Annotated in this window: 13 protein-coding genes and 1 pseudogene; 5 read left to right on the top strand and 9 right to left on the bottom strand. The window is 60.0% G+C overall.

Going from position 1 to position 16661, the window contains the following annotated elements; translation table 11 throughout:
• Nucleotides 1–86: 86 nt before the first annotated feature.
• Entirely contained in the window at nt 87–1136 is a 1050-nt protein-coding gene (locus tag AC3IT9_RS11230; RefSeq protein ID WP_150727289.1) for a substrate-binding domain-containing protein, read from the top strand.
• Between the two features lie 31 nt (nt 1137–1167).
• On the opposite strand, the gene AC3IT9_RS11225 is transcribed toward AC3IT9_RS11230, so the two are convergent.
• On the bottom strand, nt 1168–3171 hold the full coding sequence (locus AC3IT9_RS11225; RefSeq protein WP_489273504.1) for a sigma-54 interaction domain-containing protein: 2004 nt from the start codon (nt 3169–3171) through the stop codon (nt 1168–1170).
• Nucleotides 3172–3382: 211 nt separating this feature from the next.
• Between AC3IT9_RS11225 and AC3IT9_RS11220 the strand changes: the two genes are divergently transcribed.
• The 3 genes from AC3IT9_RS11220 to AC3IT9_RS11210 all read left to right on the top strand — a co-directional run bounded on the left by AC3IT9_RS11220 (nt 3383) and on the right by AC3IT9_RS11210 (nt 6217).
• The gene (locus AC3IT9_RS11220) at nt 3383–4405 is read left to right on the top strand and encodes a Gfo/Idh/MocA family oxidoreductase (RefSeq protein ID WP_489273065.1); all 1023 of its coding nucleotides are present in this window, start codon (nt 3383–3385) and stop codon (nt 4403–4405) included.
• Nucleotides 4402–5190 (top strand): TIM barrel protein, encoded by a 789-nt coding sequence (locus tag AC3IT9_RS11215; protein WP_489273063.1) that lies wholly within the window; start codon nt 4402–4404, stop codon nt 5188–5190. Before AC3IT9_RS11220 ends, AC3IT9_RS11215 begins: the two co-directional genes overlap by 4 nt.
• Before the next feature lie 100 nt (nt 5191–5290).
• Nucleotides 5291–6217 carry a sugar ABC transporter substrate-binding protein gene (locus AC3IT9_RS11210; RefSeq protein WP_150727285.1) on the top strand — a complete coding sequence of 309 codons (927 nt, stop codon included), beginning with the start codon at nt 5291–5293 and terminating at the stop codon, nt 6215–6217.
• Between the two features lie 114 nt (nt 6218–6331).
• Here the strand turns inward: AC3IT9_RS11210 and AC3IT9_RS11205 are convergent, their stop codons facing one another.
• On the bottom strand, nt 6332–6784 hold the full coding sequence (locus tag AC3IT9_RS11205; RefSeq protein ID WP_151213024.1) for an Lrp/AsnC family transcriptional regulator: 453 nt from the start codon (nt 6782–6784) through the stop codon (nt 6332–6334).
• A 184-nt stretch (nt 6785–6968) separates the two neighbouring features.
• Here AC3IT9_RS11205 and AC3IT9_RS11200 point away from each other — a divergent pair.
• Nucleotides 6969–7585, top strand: a pseudogene (locus AC3IT9_RS11200) (LysE family translocator).
• A gap of 80 nt (nt 7586–7665) precedes the next feature.
• Here the strand turns inward: AC3IT9_RS11200 and AC3IT9_RS11195 are convergent.
• The 7 genes from AC3IT9_RS11195 to iolD form a co-directional block, all read right to left on the bottom strand.
• Nucleotides 7666–8688 carry an ABC transporter permease gene (locus AC3IT9_RS11195; protein WP_007986627.1) on the bottom strand — a complete coding sequence of 341 codons (1023 nt, stop codon included), beginning with the start codon at nt 8686–8688 and terminating at the stop codon, nt 7666–7668.
• Between the two features lie 56 nt (nt 8689–8744).
• Nucleotides 8745–10310: a sugar ABC transporter ATP-binding protein gene (locus AC3IT9_RS11190; protein WP_489273062.1), complete on the bottom strand. Its 1566-nt coding sequence runs from the start codon at nt 10308–10310 to the stop codon at nt 8745–8747.
• 70 nt (nt 10311–10380) lie between these two features.
• On the bottom strand, nt 10381–11307 hold the full coding sequence (locus tag AC3IT9_RS11185; protein WP_423503601.1) for a sugar ABC transporter substrate-binding protein: 927 nt from the start codon (nt 11305–11307) through the stop codon (nt 10381–10383).
• Between the two features lie 156 nt (nt 11308–11463).
• Nucleotides 11464–12516 (bottom strand): Gfo/Idh/MocA family protein, encoded by a 1053-nt coding sequence (locus AC3IT9_RS11180; RefSeq protein WP_489273060.1) that lies wholly within the window; start codon nt 12514–12516, stop codon nt 11464–11466.
• 149 nt (nt 12517–12665) lie between these two features.
• A complete protein-coding gene (locus AC3IT9_RS11175; protein WP_150727280.1) occupies nt 12666–13526 on the bottom strand; it encodes a sugar phosphate isomerase/epimerase family protein in 861 nt (286 codons plus the stop codon).
• Nucleotides 13527–13665: 139 nt separating this feature from the next.
• On the bottom strand, nt 13666–14691 hold the full coding sequence (iolG, locus tag AC3IT9_RS11170) for a bifunctional inositol 2-dehydrogenase/D-chiro-inositol 1-dehydrogenase (RefSeq protein WP_150752337.1): 1026 nt from the start codon (nt 14689–14691) through the stop codon (nt 13666–13668).
• Between the two features lie 32 nt (nt 14692–14723).
• Nucleotides 14724–16655 (bottom strand): 3D-(3,5/4)-trihydroxycyclohexane-1,2-dione acylhydrolase (decyclizing), encoded by a 1932-nt coding sequence (gene iolD, locus AC3IT9_RS11165; protein WP_489273058.1) that lies wholly within the window; start codon nt 16653–16655, stop codon nt 14724–14726.
• Nucleotides 16656–16661: the final 6 nt, after the last annotated feature.

Raw genomic sequence — 16661 nt, 5'->3', positions numbered from 1 at the left:
AAGCCCTTGAATACATTCCCTATCAAGCTATCATCCAGGCCCATTGCAGCTTGATAGTTTTCTATCAAAGCGCCCGGGGGCTCGCCATGAACAACACTAAACGCCCAACCATCGCCACGGTCGCCGAGCGTGCCGGTTTGAGTGTCGCCACCGTGGACCGGGTGCTCAATGCCAGGGCTCCGGTGAACCCGGCTACCGCCGAGCAGGTGTTCCAGGCCGCCGAGGCGGTGGGTTATTTCGCGGCCCGGCTGATCGGCCAGCGGATCCGCGAACGGCGCCCCAGCTATCGTTTCGGCATCCTGTTGCTCGGCACCGCCCAGGCGTTCTATGCCAACGTTGCCGCCGCCATCACCGAGGCGGCACAGCGTCAGGCCGGCGCCAACCTCAGCTGCCAGTTCGAGTACGTCTTCGATCGCTCACCCAGCGCCATCATTGCCCAGATCGAACAACTGGCAGTGCAGTGCGATGGCCTGGCGGTGGTCAGCTTCGCTCACCCACTGATCAATGCCGCCATCGCTCAGATCAGGGCCGCGGGCGTGCCAGTGATCGCACTGCTGTCCGACATCCACGAGGCGGCAAATGAGCCTTACGTCGGTCAGGATAATCATGTAGTCGGACGCACCATGGGCTGGCTGCTGGCCCATACCTGCGGTGCCCACAAAGGCAGCGTCGGGGTACTGCTGGGCGGCCACCGTTTTCTCGGCCATCAGGCGCGGGTGGAGGGGTTGCGCAGTTATCTGACGGAGCATGCACCGGGGTTGCAGCTACTCGAAGCGGTGATCAACCTGGATAACTGTGACGTCACCGAAGAGGCCACTCTGGAACTGCTGGCGCGACATGACGACTTGCGGGGTTTGTGCGTGGTCGGCGGTGGCGGCGACGGCATCATCAGTGCCCTGTCGCAGCTACCAAAACAGCCGTCGCTGTGCAGCATTCTTCAGGAATCGACCGAGCTTTCGCGCCAAGCCCTGGCCCAGGGATTGATCAGCCTGGTCATCGACTCCCAGCCGCGATTGCTGGCGGCTGCGCTGGTCGACTTGCTGATCGAACTGCAAACCACACCGGACTTCGATCCTGTCCGGCATCGAATTCATATTCCATTGCAGATCATGACTTGCGAGAACGCTCGAGGCTGAACCTGTGGCGAGGGCATTTTTGGTTAACCCCTCAGCGCTCGGGTTCCGAACGAAAAGCATCGGCACTCAGCCCGAACCGATTCATCTTGTTGTACAGCCCGCCACGGGAAACGTTCAGCTGTTTGGCGGCCAGGCGGATGTTGCCGCGGGTATCCCTGAGGGCCGTGATGATCGCGTTCATTTCATGAGTGCCGAGGTCCATGGCCGCCCGAGGCTCAGGCACGTTTCCCGGCGCCGAAGGCCGCAGTCTTTGCTTGATTTCGAGCGGTAGGTCTTCGGGTTGAATCAGTTCGGTCACTGCCAGATTGGTCGCCCGCTCAATGGTGTTTTCCAGCTCGCGAACATTGCCTGGCCAGTGGTAGGCGCAAAGAATATCCAGCGCCTGTGGCGAGATGCCCTGCACCGATTTGCGCAGCGAGCGTGCGCAACGACCAAGAAAATGTTGCGCCAGCAAGGGCACATCCTCGCGGCGCATCCTCAGGGGTGGAACCGTCAGATTCAGTACGTTGAGCCGGTAGTAAAGATCCTCACGGAACGCACCATCGGCCACTGCCTGACTCAGGTTGCGGTGGGTGGCCGCGATGATGCGGACATTCACCTGCCGGGATTTCTTTGCGCCCACCCGCGTCACCTCGCCTTCTTGCAAGACCCGCAGCAGGCTGACCTGGGCATCAAAAGACATGTCACCGATTTCGTCGAGGAAGATCGTTCCGCCATCGGCCAATTCGAACTTACCGGCCGAACCGCCACGGGCCGATCCGGTGAAGGCGCCCTCGACATGCCCGAACAGTTCGCTCTGCACCAAATCTCGCGGAATGGCCCCGCAATTGACCGCCACAAACGGACCACTGCACCGGTCACTGCCATTATGAATCGCCTGGGCGAACAACTCCTTGCCGGTGCCGCTTTCGCCCAGGATCAGTGTGGTCGAGTCACTGCGACTGGCGATCCGTCCCAAGTGCAACGCGTCCTGAATGGCTCGCGAACTGCCCTGAATGGTTTCGAAGGTGTAGCTGGCCTGAGTGCCGATGATCCGCCGGGTAATTTCCCGGATGCGTCGGTTCTCCCGCAACGAAACGATGCGCCCGCCTTGCTCCAGTGAGCACACGGACACCAGGCACGCCAGCTGGCTGCGATCATGCAATTCAAAGGTGCAATCCAGATCTCTTATCCCTTCAGACTGCTGCCCTTCCCCGCCGCGCAGCAGAACCTCATTGGTCAGTTCGCTGCGGCCCAGACGCTGGAACGGACTGCCCAGCAAATCCAGGCCCACGCGAAACAATTGCCGGGCATAACGGTTGAGCGCCTTGATGCAGCCGCGCTCATCCAGCACCACCAGTCCCTCGTTCAGCACTTCAAGCACGGCTTGTTGTTCTTCCAGCAAGGCCTGTAGCGCCATCTGCCGCGAAACCGCTTCGGCTGCGGCCTGGACGGTGCCCAGAGTATGGAAATGAAACCAGCCGGGCTCTGCGGTCAGGGTCAGCATGGCCAGTGTCCGGCCCTGGGCATCCCGGATCGGCGCGGCGGCACAATGCATGCGCCGCCGACGCAGGTCGACCCCGAAGTTTTCCTCGGCCAGCACATACACCAATCGGTCTTCGGCAAGCGCCAGCCCCGTGCAGTTGGTGCCCTGCACCGACTCCAGCAGTTGGCTGCCCACCGGCGTGAGATCGAGGCCGCAGGAATACAGCATCGTTCCTTGGGCATCGGTCAGATTGATATGACCTCTGGGGTTGTACGCCAGCAATCCGCGCATGACCTCCGCTGCCGCTGCGATCAACGCGCGATTGGCTGCCAGCGTCGCGGCCAGGTCGGCGGGGGCGACAAACCGGTACACACCATCCTCAGGGTTGAGGCCAGCACTGACGCTGCGCAACCAGGAGTCCCAAATCACCTGCCTGACCCCGGCAGGTCGATCGATGCCCCCCCTCAGACACGCCAGCCAGGCCTGTTCCAGCTCTGCGATCGGTCCTGCGTTCAACGACGCCGGTCCGATTGCGGCGATGTAATCGAGGTCTTGCGCGCTGAAGGCCATCGGCTGTGGATTCACTCTGTGTCCATATGTTCATATTTTCGACATGTCAGTATAGACATGTCATCTGACTGAACACTTAATTCAAATTAATATTATTAAACCCTTAAATATCAATCACTTAAAAATTGGCATGGCGCTTGCTCCCTGCTTTGTAGCAGCGAGGACATTCCTGCTGTCGAGTCGTTGAACAACAATAAAAGGGAGTCATTTCATGAGTGCATCCAAAGTCATCCGCCTGGGCCTCATCGGCGCCGGCCGCATGGGCAGCTTCCACGGTCAGACCGCGGCCCGGCACATTCCCGGTGCCTGCCTGGCCGCCATCGCCGACCCGACACCTGGCCAGGCCGCGCGCCTCGCCGCTGAGTTGGGTGTACAGCGGGTCTACACCGATCCACAGCAATTGCTCGATGACCCGGAAATCGACGGCGTGTTGATCGCCGCCCCGGCCCGCAGCCATGCCGAATTGGTGATTAGTGCGGCACGGGCCGGCAAAGGGGTGTTCTGTGAAAAACCCATGGCCATTACCCTGGACGAAGCCGACCGCGCCATCGCTGCGGCTGCCGATGCGCGAGTGACGCTGCAGGTCGGCTTCAACCGCCGCTTTGCCAAAAGCTTCCGGACGGCTCACCTGGACGTGGTCGCCGGACGTATCGGTACGCCGCAACTGCTGCGCTCGCTGACACGCGATCCGGCCCTGAACAATCCCGCCGCCTCGCCGCAGTGGGTGATTTTCCTCGAAACCCTGATCCATGACTTCGATACCCTGCGCTACCTCAATCCCGGCGCCGAAGCGGTTGAGGTGTTTGTCATGGCCGATGCCCTGATCGCTCCGGACTTCAAGGACAAGGGTTTGCTCGACACCGCTGTGGTCACGATCCGTTTCGACAACGGCGCCATCGCCACCGCCGAGGCGAATTTCCAGGCGGTGTATGGCTACGACGTTCGGGGCGAAGTGTTCGGCAGCGCCGGCATGCTGAGCATGGGCAGCATCAATGACTCTGACCTGGTTCGCTACCTGGCCAATGGCATCCAGGCCGACACCCAGCGTTTGGACACCGACCTGTTGCGTGATGCCTATGTGGCAGAGCTCAACCACTTTGTCGACTGCCTGCGTACCGGCGAAAAACCACTCGCTAGCGGCGAAGATGCCCGGGCGGCACTGGCCATTGCCCGCGCGTGTATCGAGTCGTTCCAGCAAGGCAAAGCCGTGCGCGTGCAAGGAGCCCGCTCATGAGTTTCATACCGTTCAAACTGTCGATCAGCGCCGAAATGGTGTTCCTCGACCTGCCGTTCACCGAACGGGTCAAACGCATTCATGCACTGGGCTTCAGCGCCGAAATCTGGAGCTGGACGACCAAAGACATTCCGGCCCTGGTCGCCACCGGCGCTGACTTCACCTCCATGACCGGCTACATCTCGGGCAATTTGACCGACCCCGAGGATATCCGGCACCTGCTCGACAGCGCACGGGAATCGCTGGCCGTTGCCGCCCAATTGAATTGCCCGAGCCTCAACTTGCATGGCACGGGTCTGGGCGATCAAGGTTTGCCAGTCAAACCCGTGGCTCACACCACCGGACGCATGTGGTTGAGCGCCTGCAAGACCCTGGAGAAAATCGCTCGCCTGGGCGAAGACGCCGGCCGGGTGTTCCTGCTGGAGAACCTCAATACCGAAGTGGACCACCCCGGCACGCCGTTCGCTCGCGCCGACGATACCCTGGCGCTGATCGAGGCCGTGGGCAGCCCTCACCTGAAGATGAACCTGGACCTTTACCATGCGCAGATTGGCGAAGGGAACCTGATCGAACTGATCCAGCGCGCCGGCAGCGCCATCGGCGAAATCCAGGTCGCTGACGTCCCTGGACGCATGGAACCGGGCACCGGCGAAATCCATTACCCGGCCATTGCCAAAGCCTTGTTCGGCATGGGATACACCGGTGTCGTCGGGCTTGAGGGCTGGGCCAGCGGCGACAGCGAAGCGGCACTCGAACGTTTCCGGCAAGCGTTCACGCTGGATTGAGGAACCTGCGGCGCGCCCGGACGTTGACTCTACGCGCGCCAGCAACCCTCCCCCCTGATCTTGATGAATGTCGGCTTATAACAACAAAAGGAAAACCATCATGCGTCGCTGCACACTACTTTTTGCCACGCTGCTACTCGTCTTCAGCCAATGGGCCGCCGCCAGCTATCGCATCGGTGTCAGCATTGCCAGGGTCGACGACAACTTCATGACCTATGTGCGCAGCGGCCTGGAGGAAGCCGCCAAAAAGGACAACGTCCAGATCCAGTTCGAGGACGCCCAAGGCGATGTGGTTCGCCAGCTCAATCAGGTCCAGGGCTTTCTCAACCAGAAAGTCGATGCGGTCATCGTCTTGCCCGTAGACACCGCCGCCACCGCCAACATGACCCGTGCCGCCGTCGAAGCGCAGACACCACTGGTCTACGTCAACCGCCACCCGGACGAACGCGTCTTGCCCAAAGGGGTTGTCACCGTGGCGTCGAACGACATTGAGGCCGGGCAACTGCAAATGCGCTACCTGGCCGAAAAACTGGGAGGTAAAGGCACTCTCGCGATCATCATGGGCGACCTCGCGCAAAACTCCACGCACGACCGCACCGAAGGCGTCAAACAGGTGCTCAAGGACTATCCCGGGATCAAGATTGTCGAACAGCAAAGCGCCGAATGGCAGCGCAACAAAGGCATGGACCTGACCAGCAACTGGCTGCTGGCCGGCACGAGTTTTGATGCCATTGTCGCCAACAATGACGAGATGGCCATCGGCGCCGCCATGGCACTGCAGCAGGCCGGCAAAGCCAAGGGTGAAATTGCGATTGTCGGCATCGACGGCCTGCCCGACGGCCTCGCGGCGATCAAGCGCGGGATGCTGGTGGCCTCGGTCTTTCAAGACCCCAAGGCCCAAGCGGCCACTGCGCTGCAAGCGGCCATCAAAATGATCAAGGGTGAGCCGGTCGAGACGGATGTCTGGGTGCCCTTCCAACTGATCACGCCGGAGCAGGTTGCCGTCTATGAGAAACATTACAAATAGCGCCCGACACTAACCGTTAACGCCGCTGTCCCGGTCGGGAATCAGCGGCGTTTTTCGTTGAGTGAATAGCGTTTTGCGAAATCGAAAGACCAAACCGCAGGGCTTGCCACGCCATCACAAAGGAAGCGGCCTATCCTGAACGACCCGTTTCATAACGAGGGTCGAGGTCAACCGCTGTACGTTGGGCAAGGTCGAAAGGCTCTCATCGTATAGCTGCTGGAAGGCTGGCAAATCCTGTGTGATGACGTGCAGCAGGTAGTCCGGCTCCCCGAATAACCTCTGGGCATCAACCACTTGCGGGATCTCGACGAGCGCCGTCTCGAAAGCCTCGACAGCTTGCCTGTCGCCCTCACGAAGCGTGGCAAACACCATCGCTGAAAAATTCAGGCCGAGTGCGCCTGGGTCCAGCTGTGCCCTGTAGCCAAGCAACACACCCGACTCTTCCAGTGCCCGTACTCGCCGATGACAAGGGGAAAGGCTCAGTCCCACTCGCTCAGCGAGTTCTGTGACCGAAAGGCGACCATCCTTTTGCAGCTCAGAAAGAATCTTTCGATCAATCCTGTCCATATAGAAATATCTCCCCTTAAATCGCACATTAACGATTACTTTTGAAATTTAATTCTAACAACATTTCATTATTCTTCCTCTCACCATTAACGCCGCACTCCCTTGACCAAAGATGAGGCGGCCTGTGATTGCGGAGCGGGACGATGCAGAGAGCGGTGTGTCATCAACGGGAGTGCCTGGCGCCATGACCTTCAGTATTTTTGTTGCTTTCTGGGCGGTGTCGATTCTGTTCGTCATCACGCCCGGTGCAGATTGGGCATACGCGATTTCGGCAGGTTTGAAGGGCCGGGTCGTCCTGCCCGCTGTGGGCGGGCTTTTGTCCGGCCATTTGATTGCAACCGTGATTGTTGCCGCCGGTGTTGGCGCGCTGGTCGCCAACCACCCCGTTGTCTTGACGGTGCTTACGGTTGCCGGGGCGGCTTATCTGTTCTGGTTAGGCATCAACATGCTTGCCCGTCCCTCCACACCCCATGCTGAGGACATCCAGGTGTCGGGTTCCTGGAAGCGCTGGGCGCTCAAGGGGCTTTGCGTCAGCGGGCTGAACCCGAAAGTGTTCCTGCTGTTCCTGGCGCTATTGCCACAATTCACCGACGCAACCGCTACCTGGTCTGTCCCAATGCAGATGATTGCGCTGGGGCTCGTCCACACCGTCAGTTGTGGCGTTATCTATCTGCTGGTGGGATTTGGCTCACAGGCCGTTTCCAGGCACGCCCCGCCGCCGCTCAGTGGGTCAGTCGGTTCTCCGGAGCGGCCATGATCATCATCGCGGTCGTTCTGCTCACCGAGCAGATGTCGGACTGATTCATTTTCAGCGAGACAACCATGAGGGGGTATTGCGAAGCGAGAGCCAGAACTGGCCCTCGCTGTTTTTGCAGTCAAATTCAGCGTTTGAGTTTGCGCTTGTTGCGGTATTGGTCAATGACCACCGCGACCACGATGATCAAGCCTTTGATGATGTCCTGGATGTAGGCATCGACCCCGACGAAAGTGAATCCGCTGGCCATCACCCCAAGGATCAGTGCTCCGATGACCGTGCCGGTGATGCGCCCTACTCCGCCCGCCAAACTGGTACCACCGATGACCGCTGCGGCAATCGCATCCAGTTCATAGGACATGCCCATCCCGGCCTGGCCGGTGGCGGCACGGGCCGAAGCCACCACGCCCGCCAGCCCCGCCAGCAACCCGGCGATGCTGTAGACGATGACCAGATGGCGTTTGACGTTGATCCCGGACGTACGCGCCGCCTGCATGTTGCCGCCGATGGCGTAGGTGTATTTACCGTACTTGGTGTAGCGCAGCGCGATGTGGAAGATCACCGCCACCACCAGAAAAATGATCACCGGCATCGCGCCGTGACCGATGGCCGTGTAGGAGTCCGATAGCATGCTCACCGGCTGGCCTTCGGTGTAGTAACGCGCCAGGCCACGGGCTGAGACCATCATGCCCAAGGTGGCAATGAACGGTGGAATCCCGGTAATGGCAATGATGCTGCCGTTGATTGCCCCCGCCAGCAGCCCGACGCCGAGCCCGACAATCACTGGAATCCATACCGGCAAGTCAGTCAGCGACGGGAATACCGCCCGTGCGAAATCCGAGGTCTGCGCCAGGCTGGCGGCGATCATTGCCGACAACGCCAGCACCGAGCCTGAGGACAGGTCAATGCCGGTGGTGATGATCACCTGGGTCACGCCGATGGCCAGCAGGCCGATGATCGACACTTGCAGGATCATCAGCACCAGGCGTTGGGAGTTCATCAGGAAGCTCTGGTCGCGCACGATCCAGCCGAATACCTCGAACACCAGGCCGATGCCAATCAGCACCAGGAAAATACTCAGTTCAGTCGGAAAGCGCCGGCGACTCTTGACCGGTGCCGTTGCCGGTTTGTTTTCCAGTATCGCGTTCATAACCACTCACCCTTCTATCGCGTCGTCGACGCTGGCCGGGCCAGCGCCGGCATCCATTAGTGAACCACGGACATGCCCGAGGCCAGTTGCATCACTCGTTCCTGAGTCGCTTCGCTGCGCTCGAGGGTGCCCATCAGGTCGCCCTCGTGCATGACCATGACCCGATCGCTCATGCCGAGCACTTCCGGCAGCTCCGAGGAAATCATGATCACCGCCATGCCTTCGCCGGCGAGATAGGAAATGAGCCGGTAGATCTCGGCCTTGGCGCCGACATCGATGCCACGGGTCGGCTCGTCGAGAATCAGGATTCGTGGATTGGTCATCAGCCAGCGCGCCAGCAAGGCTTTCTGCTGATTGCCGCCAGACAAGGTGTCGATGCACTGCTCCAGTGACGGTGTTTTCACCCGCAGCTTTTTGCACATGTCCTCGCACAAGGCGCGCAACGCTTTCTGCTGGATAAAGCCGTTGCCGACGTAATGCGGCAGCACTGCCATTTCCATGTTCTCCAGCACCGACAGGCACGGGAACAAGCCGCTGAGCTTGCGATCCTCGGTCAACAGGGCGAAGCCCTTTTCGATGGCCATGTGCGGATCGGTAATGCGCACCACTTCGCCGTCGAGGCGAATCTCGCCACCGTCGCTCGGGGTGATGCCAAAGATCGCCTCGGCGACGTTGGTCCGCCCCGAGCCCATCAACCCGGCAATGCCGAGGATCTCACCGGCATGCAGATCGAAGGACACGTCCTTGAAAATGCCATCGAGCTTGAGGTCGCGCACCGACAGCAGCAGATCGCCGATCGGCGTCTCGCGTACCGGGAACAACTGGCTCAGTTCACGCCCGACCATCATCGAAATCAGGCTTTCGCCATCCATGCTGTCGGCCCGCTGCAGGCCTATGTAAGCGCCATCGCGGAACACCGCCACTTCATCGGCGATAGCGAACACTTCGTTCATTTTGTGGGTGATGTAGATGATGCCTTTGCCCTGGCTTTTCAGGTCGGCAATGATCGAAAACAGGTGGGCGACTTCCTTGTCGGTGATGGCCGAGGTCGGTTCGTCCATGATCAGGATGTCGGAATCGTAAGACACCGCCTTGGCGATCTCGACCATCTGCCGTTCGGCGATGCTGAGGTTGCCGACATGCTCCTCCGGATCAAGGTTGATGCGCAGACGCTCCAACAACTTTGCCGTGCAGCGGTGCATTTCCCGGTGGTCGATCATGTGGAAACCGTTGAGCTGCTCACGGCCGATCCAGATGTTCTCGGCGATGCTCATGTGCGGCATCAGGTTGAGTTCCTGGTGGATCATCGCGATCCCGGCCTGCAGCGCCGCCAGGGGCGTTTCGAAGATCACCGGTTTGCCCCGCAGGCGCAGTTCGCCGGCGTCCGGCTGGTAGATGCCGGCGATGATTTTCATCAAGGTGGATTTGCCCGCGCCGTTCTCGCCCATCAGGGCCAGCACGGAGCCGGGGCGTACCCGCAGCTGCACGTCGGACAAGGCCACCACCCCGGGGAAACCCTTGCTGACGTTGACGATCTCCAACAGGTACGGCTCATCGACAGGCGTTACAGTTGGCTGGACACCCATCAATGGGGTGCTCGAAGCAGTCGCTGAAGCGAACATGATCAGGTACTCCATCAGCAAGGTCGCGGTTGCTACCTTGCGTGTTTATTGTTGTTATTGAACGGACGGACTATTTGAACTGGTCAACGTTTTGTAGCGTGATCAAGCGATACGGCACCCACACGGCCGACTCGACCGGTTCGTTTTTGGCCATTTTCACTGCCGTCTCGATCGAACCGTCGGCCTGACCCTTGGCGTCCTGGAACACCGAGACGACCAGAGAGCCCTTCTTCACTGCGTTCAAACCGTCAGGCGTACCGTCGACACCGGCGATCAGGATGCTGCCCTTTTCCACCCCGGCCTGTTGCAGGGCCATCGCGGCGCCAATGGCCATCTCGTCGTTGTTGGAGACGACCGCGTCGAACTTGCGGCCCTGGGTCAGCCAGTCGTTGACCAGGGTCATGCCCTTGTCCCGCAACCAGATACCGGTTTGCTCTTGCTCGATCTTGATGTTCGGGTACTTGGCCAGCACCTCTTTGACGCCCTTGGTACGGTTGGTGGTGGAGTTGTTCGCCAGGTCGCCCAGCAGAATCACGATGTCACCCTTGCCGCCCATTTTGTCGGCCAGGTATTGCATCTGCATCTGACCGGCTTCCAGGTCGTTGGAGGCGACAGTGACCACGCCTTTGGGCAGGTTCAGGTCATCGGGACGGCGGTTGACGTACACCAGCGGAATGCCGGCCTTGACCGCCGATTCAGTGATTTTTTTGGTCGCGGCGGTATCCACCGGGTTGACCACGATGGCGTCGACCTTCTGACTAATGAAGCTTTCTACCTGGCTCAACTGCCGGACCACGTCGCTGCGCGCGTCTTCGAACTGCAACTTGACGCCATCGGGATAGGATTTGGCTTTTGTGTCCATGGATTCGCGCAGGTAGGTCAGCCAGGTGTCATCGAACTGCGACATGCTGACGCCGATCTTCATGTCAGCGAGTGCAGCGCCGCTGGCGAACATCAGGGACAAGGCGAGTGAGGCGAAACGGATCTTGGTCTTCATGAAAAGTCTTTCTCCACATTCTTGTTGGTTTTATGGATAAGGCGTGACGATTTCAGTAAGCGGGCAAGCGGGAAAAGAGTTGGAACCGGGTGCGAGGCAGCTCGCTGGAAATGACTTTATTGGAAAATATTTTCCATATCAACTCATTTTAGAATTTTATTCTGATTTTATTCCATGACTCTCGAAGGCGCTCAATTGCACCACCTGATGGCGCTCGAAACTCAGCCGCGCAGCGTCTAGCACGCGGGTGGTCGCCAGTGCATCATGGGCCTCCACAGGCAGTGGGCCACCGCTCTGCAATGCGCCTTGCAGCTGTAAATAGAACTGATTCCAGCAACCACGCTCGGAGGGAACTCTTTCGCGCACTTCGCCCTGTTCGAACCAGCCCCAGCGGCGATGCTCTTCCACGCCCCAGCGTTCACCTTCGGATTTCGGTGTCAGCCCGGCGAGCGCCGACGCCTCCTGCCCGTCGAGACCATCGACGCTGTAACAGCCTTGAGTGCCGGTCACGCGAAAGCGCGGGCCGGGGGTGTTTTGCAGGCAACTGCCGCCCAGGTGCGAGGTCACACCGCTAGCGTGGGTCAGGGACATAAAGAAGCCGTTATCGAACGTCTGGTCTTTCTCCAGATAATCCAGCTCGGCGTAGACCCGTGTCACCGGACCGAACAGCAACAACGCCTGATCCACCAGATGGCTGCCCAGATCACGCAGGAAACCACCGCCACTGCCGTTGTTCACCGACTGTGGCAAATAGCGTTCGATCCGCGATTCGAAACGGGTGACCTGCCCCAGCGCACCGGACTCGATGAGTTTGCGCACGGTGAGAAAGTCCGAGTCCCAGCGCCGGTTCTGGTAGACGCTCAGTTGCACACCCTGGCGCTCGGCCATGGTGATCAGGGTTTGCGCCTGTTGCGCGTCAGCGGCGAACGGCTTGTCGCTGACCACCGCCACATTGTGTTCGATGGCGTCGAGCACCAGCGCCGGGCGACCTTTGAGCGGTGTGGACACTACCAGCACATCGACCCCGATTTCGACCAGTTGGCCGATGCTGTCGAAGGCCGGCACGCCGGGGTGTTCTGCCGCCAGCAACTGGCGCCGCTCCGCTGAACGGGTAACCACACCGACGAAGGTTGCACCCGGCAAACTGCTGATCAGTGGAGCATGGAAAAACCGGCCGCCATGGCCGTATCCGACAAGTCCGATGCGCATGAAAGTATTCTCCTTATAGAACGCGACCTCTGTGGGAGCGAGCTTGCTCGCGATGACGGCAGCACATTCAACATCTATGTGACTGTCAGATCGCAATCGTCGGAACGCCGCCCGGAGCAAGCTCGCTCCCACAGGATTTTCGTAGGTATTCAACGGCAGAGTTCGCTTTTGACGCGTTCGAGCATCATCCGGTTGGACTCGTCCGGCCGGTCCTCCCAGGCGAACACCGAGACGGTGGCAATGCCATCGAACTTGATCTCGCGCAAGGTGCCGAAGAACGCGTCCCAATCGACCTCGCCCTGGCCGATGTCCAGATGCTGGTGCACGGTGGCGGTGACGCCCGGCGGGTTGACGATGTAGCGCAAGCCCGAAGACGCCTTGTGGTTGTAGGTGTCAGCGATAATCAGATGACTCAGTTTCGACCCGGCGTACTTGAGCATCGAGGCGATATCACCGACGCCATCGTCATAGAAAAACGTGTGCGGCGCAGCGTAGAGGTAGTTGATCCAGTCACGATCCAGACCACGAATGATGTCCACCGACTCGTTATTGCGCTCGCAGAAATCATACGGGTGAGCCTGGATATCGAGCTTGATGCCTTCGCGTTCGAACTCCGGGATCAGCTCATCCATGGAGCGCATGAACTGGTTCTCGCACACCAGCGGGTTGTCCGACTGGCCGGTGAACTCGGTGTTGACCAGTTCGCAGTCCATCTCTACGGCAATCTGGATCGCGCGCTTCCAGTTGCGCACCGCGGCCACGCGCAAACCTTCATCGGCAGCGGCCCAGTGGTACATCGGTAATAAAGAAGAGAGTTTGACCCCGGTGTCGCTCAGGGCTTTGCGAAATTCCTTGATCCGCGCCTTGTCGACCCGTGGGGCTTTGTAGAACGGCAGGAAATCTTCCCGGGGCGACAGCTCGATGTGTTCGTAACCGAGCTCGGCGACCTTGTCGACCATCTTGCCCAGGGACAGGTTGCGGTACATGTAGGGGTCTAGTGCGATGCGCATTTTTATTCTCCTTCACCACTCCCCTTGTGGGAGCGAGCCTGCTCCGGGCGGCGCTCCGACGATGGCGGCAGCACATCCAACATCTATGTGACTGTCAGATCGCAATCGCGAGCAGGCTCGCTCCCACAGGGGATCATCGTTAACCGTAGAAGTGTGGGCGCTCTGGCAGGCCGACTTTGACAATCGCCCCGCTGTTCTGCGCCTCGATGCACGCATCCGCCGCCACCGCCGCTGCGAAGCCATCCCACGCCGAAGGCCCACCGACCTGCCCGGCGCGCACAGCATCGATGAACGCCTGCAATTCGACGTCATACGCAGCGATGAACCGGTCCTTCCAGTCCATCAGAATCGCATTGGACAGCTTCGCGCCACTGCGCAACTGCACCTGGGACGGTTCCGGCAGTTTGGCGATACCGGTCTCCCCCACCACTTCGCACTGGATGTCGTAGCCATACTGGCAATTGACGAACACTTCCACATCGATGCGCGTGCCCTTGGCGGTTTCCAGCAGCACGATCTGCGGGTCTTTCAAATGGGCGTGGGCCTTGCTGGTCTTGCGCGGAAACACCACCTGTACCGACACGTAGTCGTCATCGAGCAACCAGCGCAGCACATCCAGCTCATGGATCAGGGTGTCGGTGATCGCCATGTCGGTCTTGTAGTTCTCGCCCACGGTCGGGTTGCGGTGGGCGCAATGCAGCATCAACGGCTCGCCGATCTGGCCACTGCCGATCACTGATTTCAGCGCCCGATACCCTTCATCGTACGGGCGCATGAAACCGACCTGTACCAACCGCTTGCCATGAGCCACTTCAGCCTCGACGATCTTGCGGCAGCCTTCGGCAGTGACGGCCAGCGGTTTCTCGCAGAACACCGGCTTACCGGCGGCAATCGCTGCCAGCACGAACGCTTCGTGGCTCGGCCCCCAGGAGGTAACGAGGATCGCCTCGACTTCCGGCGCCTTGATCAGCGCATGGCCGTCGGGATAAACCTCGGCGGTCAGCTTGAGATCGGCAACGACCTTGGCCGCTTGCTGCAAATTGATGTCGGTCACCGCCACGACCTGGCTGTTGAGCAAGGTCTGGCTGCAACGACGGATGTGGTCCTGGCCGATGGCCCCGGTGCCGATGACGCCAATGCGCAACGAATTAGAAAGCAAAGACATATAAACACTCCTGTGGGTTCGTTTCAGGGCAATCAGTATTGACGGGCCTTGGCCAGTCGTTCGTTCAGGGTCTTGGCTACCGCATCGGTACGGGCACTGGTGGAAACCTGCGCCACACCGACCCGCCACCACGACAGGTATTTGTGAATCATGGTCTTGGGCAAAACCTTGATATCGATCAGCGTCGAAACCGTCTGCAAGCGCGCATCCGCCAGTGCAGCCTTCAGCTCTTCAATGGTGTTCACTTTGTAAGTCTTGCAGCCATAGGCCGCCGCGCTCATGGCGAAATCCACCGGCACAAAGCCGCCATCGAGCTTGCCGGTTTGCGGGTTGCGGAAGCGGAACTCGGTGCCGAAGCTGTCCATGCCGTGTTCCATCTGCAGGTTGTTGATGCAGCCAAAGGTCATGTTGTCCAGGAGCACCACGTTGATCTTGCGCCGCTCCTGAATCGAGGTCGCCAGCTCCGAGTGCAGCATCATGTAGGAGCCGTCGCCCACCAGCGCATAAACCTCACGATCCGGTTCGGCGAGTTTCACGCCCAACGCAGCGTTGACCTCGTAACCCATGCAGGAATAGCCGTACTCGACGTGGTAGGTGTTCACGCCTTTGCTGCGCCAGCTGCGCTGCAAGTCGCCAGGCAAGCTGCCGGCGGCGGCGACGATCACTGCGTCGTCCGCCAGGGTTTCATTGAGCACCCCGAGCACGCGGCTCTGGGTCAGGCAGGAGCCGGTCAGCTCGATGAATTCGCGCAGTACCGCCGGGTCCATGTGGTCGTTGATTTCCGGGACGAAATCCTTGGCCTGGTATTCCACCTGATAGATGCGATCGACTTCCTCATCCAGTTGCGCCTTGGCCTGACGGGGTTGATCGCCCCAGCTCGAGCGATAATCACCCAGCGCTTCGGCCAGCGCCGACAAACCGGTTCTGGCGTCCGCCAGCAACTGCACGCCGTCGAGTTTCAGAGCGTCGCAGGGGCTGATATTGAGGTTGAGAAATTGCACCTGCGGGTGCCGAAACAAGGACTTCGACGCGGTGGTGAAGTCGCTGTAACGGGTGCCAATGCCAATGATCAGATCAGCGTCCCTGGCCAGCAGGTTCGCCGCCAGGCAACCGGTTTCGCCAATCCCGCCGACGTTCAGCGGATGGCTGGACACTACCGCGCTCTTGCCGGCCTGGGTTTCGGCGAAAGGAATGTCGAAGCGCTCGGCAAACGCCTGCAATGCGGCGTTGGCACCGGAATAACGTACCCCGCCACCGCAAATGATCAACGGTTTGCGCTTGCCTTTGAATAACGCCAGTGCATCACCGAGCATGGCTTCGGTAGCCGGACGACGCTCGATGCGGTGCACGCGTTTTTGCAGGAAATAATCGGGATAGTCGTAGGCCTCGGCCTGCACGTCTTGCGGCAAGGCCAGGGTCACAGCGCCGGTTTCCGCAGGGTCGGTGAGCACCCGCATGGCGTGGATCGCCGCCGTCATCAGTTGCTCGGGACGGTTGATGCGGTCCCAGTATTTGCTCACGGCCTTGAACGCATCGTTGGTGCTGATGCTCAGGTCGTGGAACTGCTCGATCTGTTGCAACACCGGGTCGGGCTGGCGGCAGGCATAGACATCACCGGGCAACAGCAGCAAGGGAATACGGTTGGCCGTCGCCGTGGCGGCAGCGGTCAGCATGTTCGCCGCGCCAGGCCCCACCGACGAAGTGCAGGCGTAGATCTTGCGTCGCAGATGCTGCTTGGCGAACCCGATGGCGGCATGGGCCATGCCTTGCTCATTGCGGCCCTGATGAACGACCAGGTCGCCGCTGTCCTGCTCCAGGGCCTGGCCCAGGCCCAGCACGTTGCCGTGGCCGAAAATGGTAAAGATCCCGGCGACGAATTTACTCTGGACCCCATCGACCTCGATGTACTGGTTATCGAGGAATTTCACCAGGGCCTGGGCCATGGTCAGTCTTGTTGTGGTCATGCTTGC

Source organism: Pseudomonas sp. KH_046_1, from assembly GCF_057839025.1.
The sequence above is the reverse complement of the archived record's forward strand: the minus strand, read 5'-3'. Positions and strand labels throughout refer to the sequence as shown.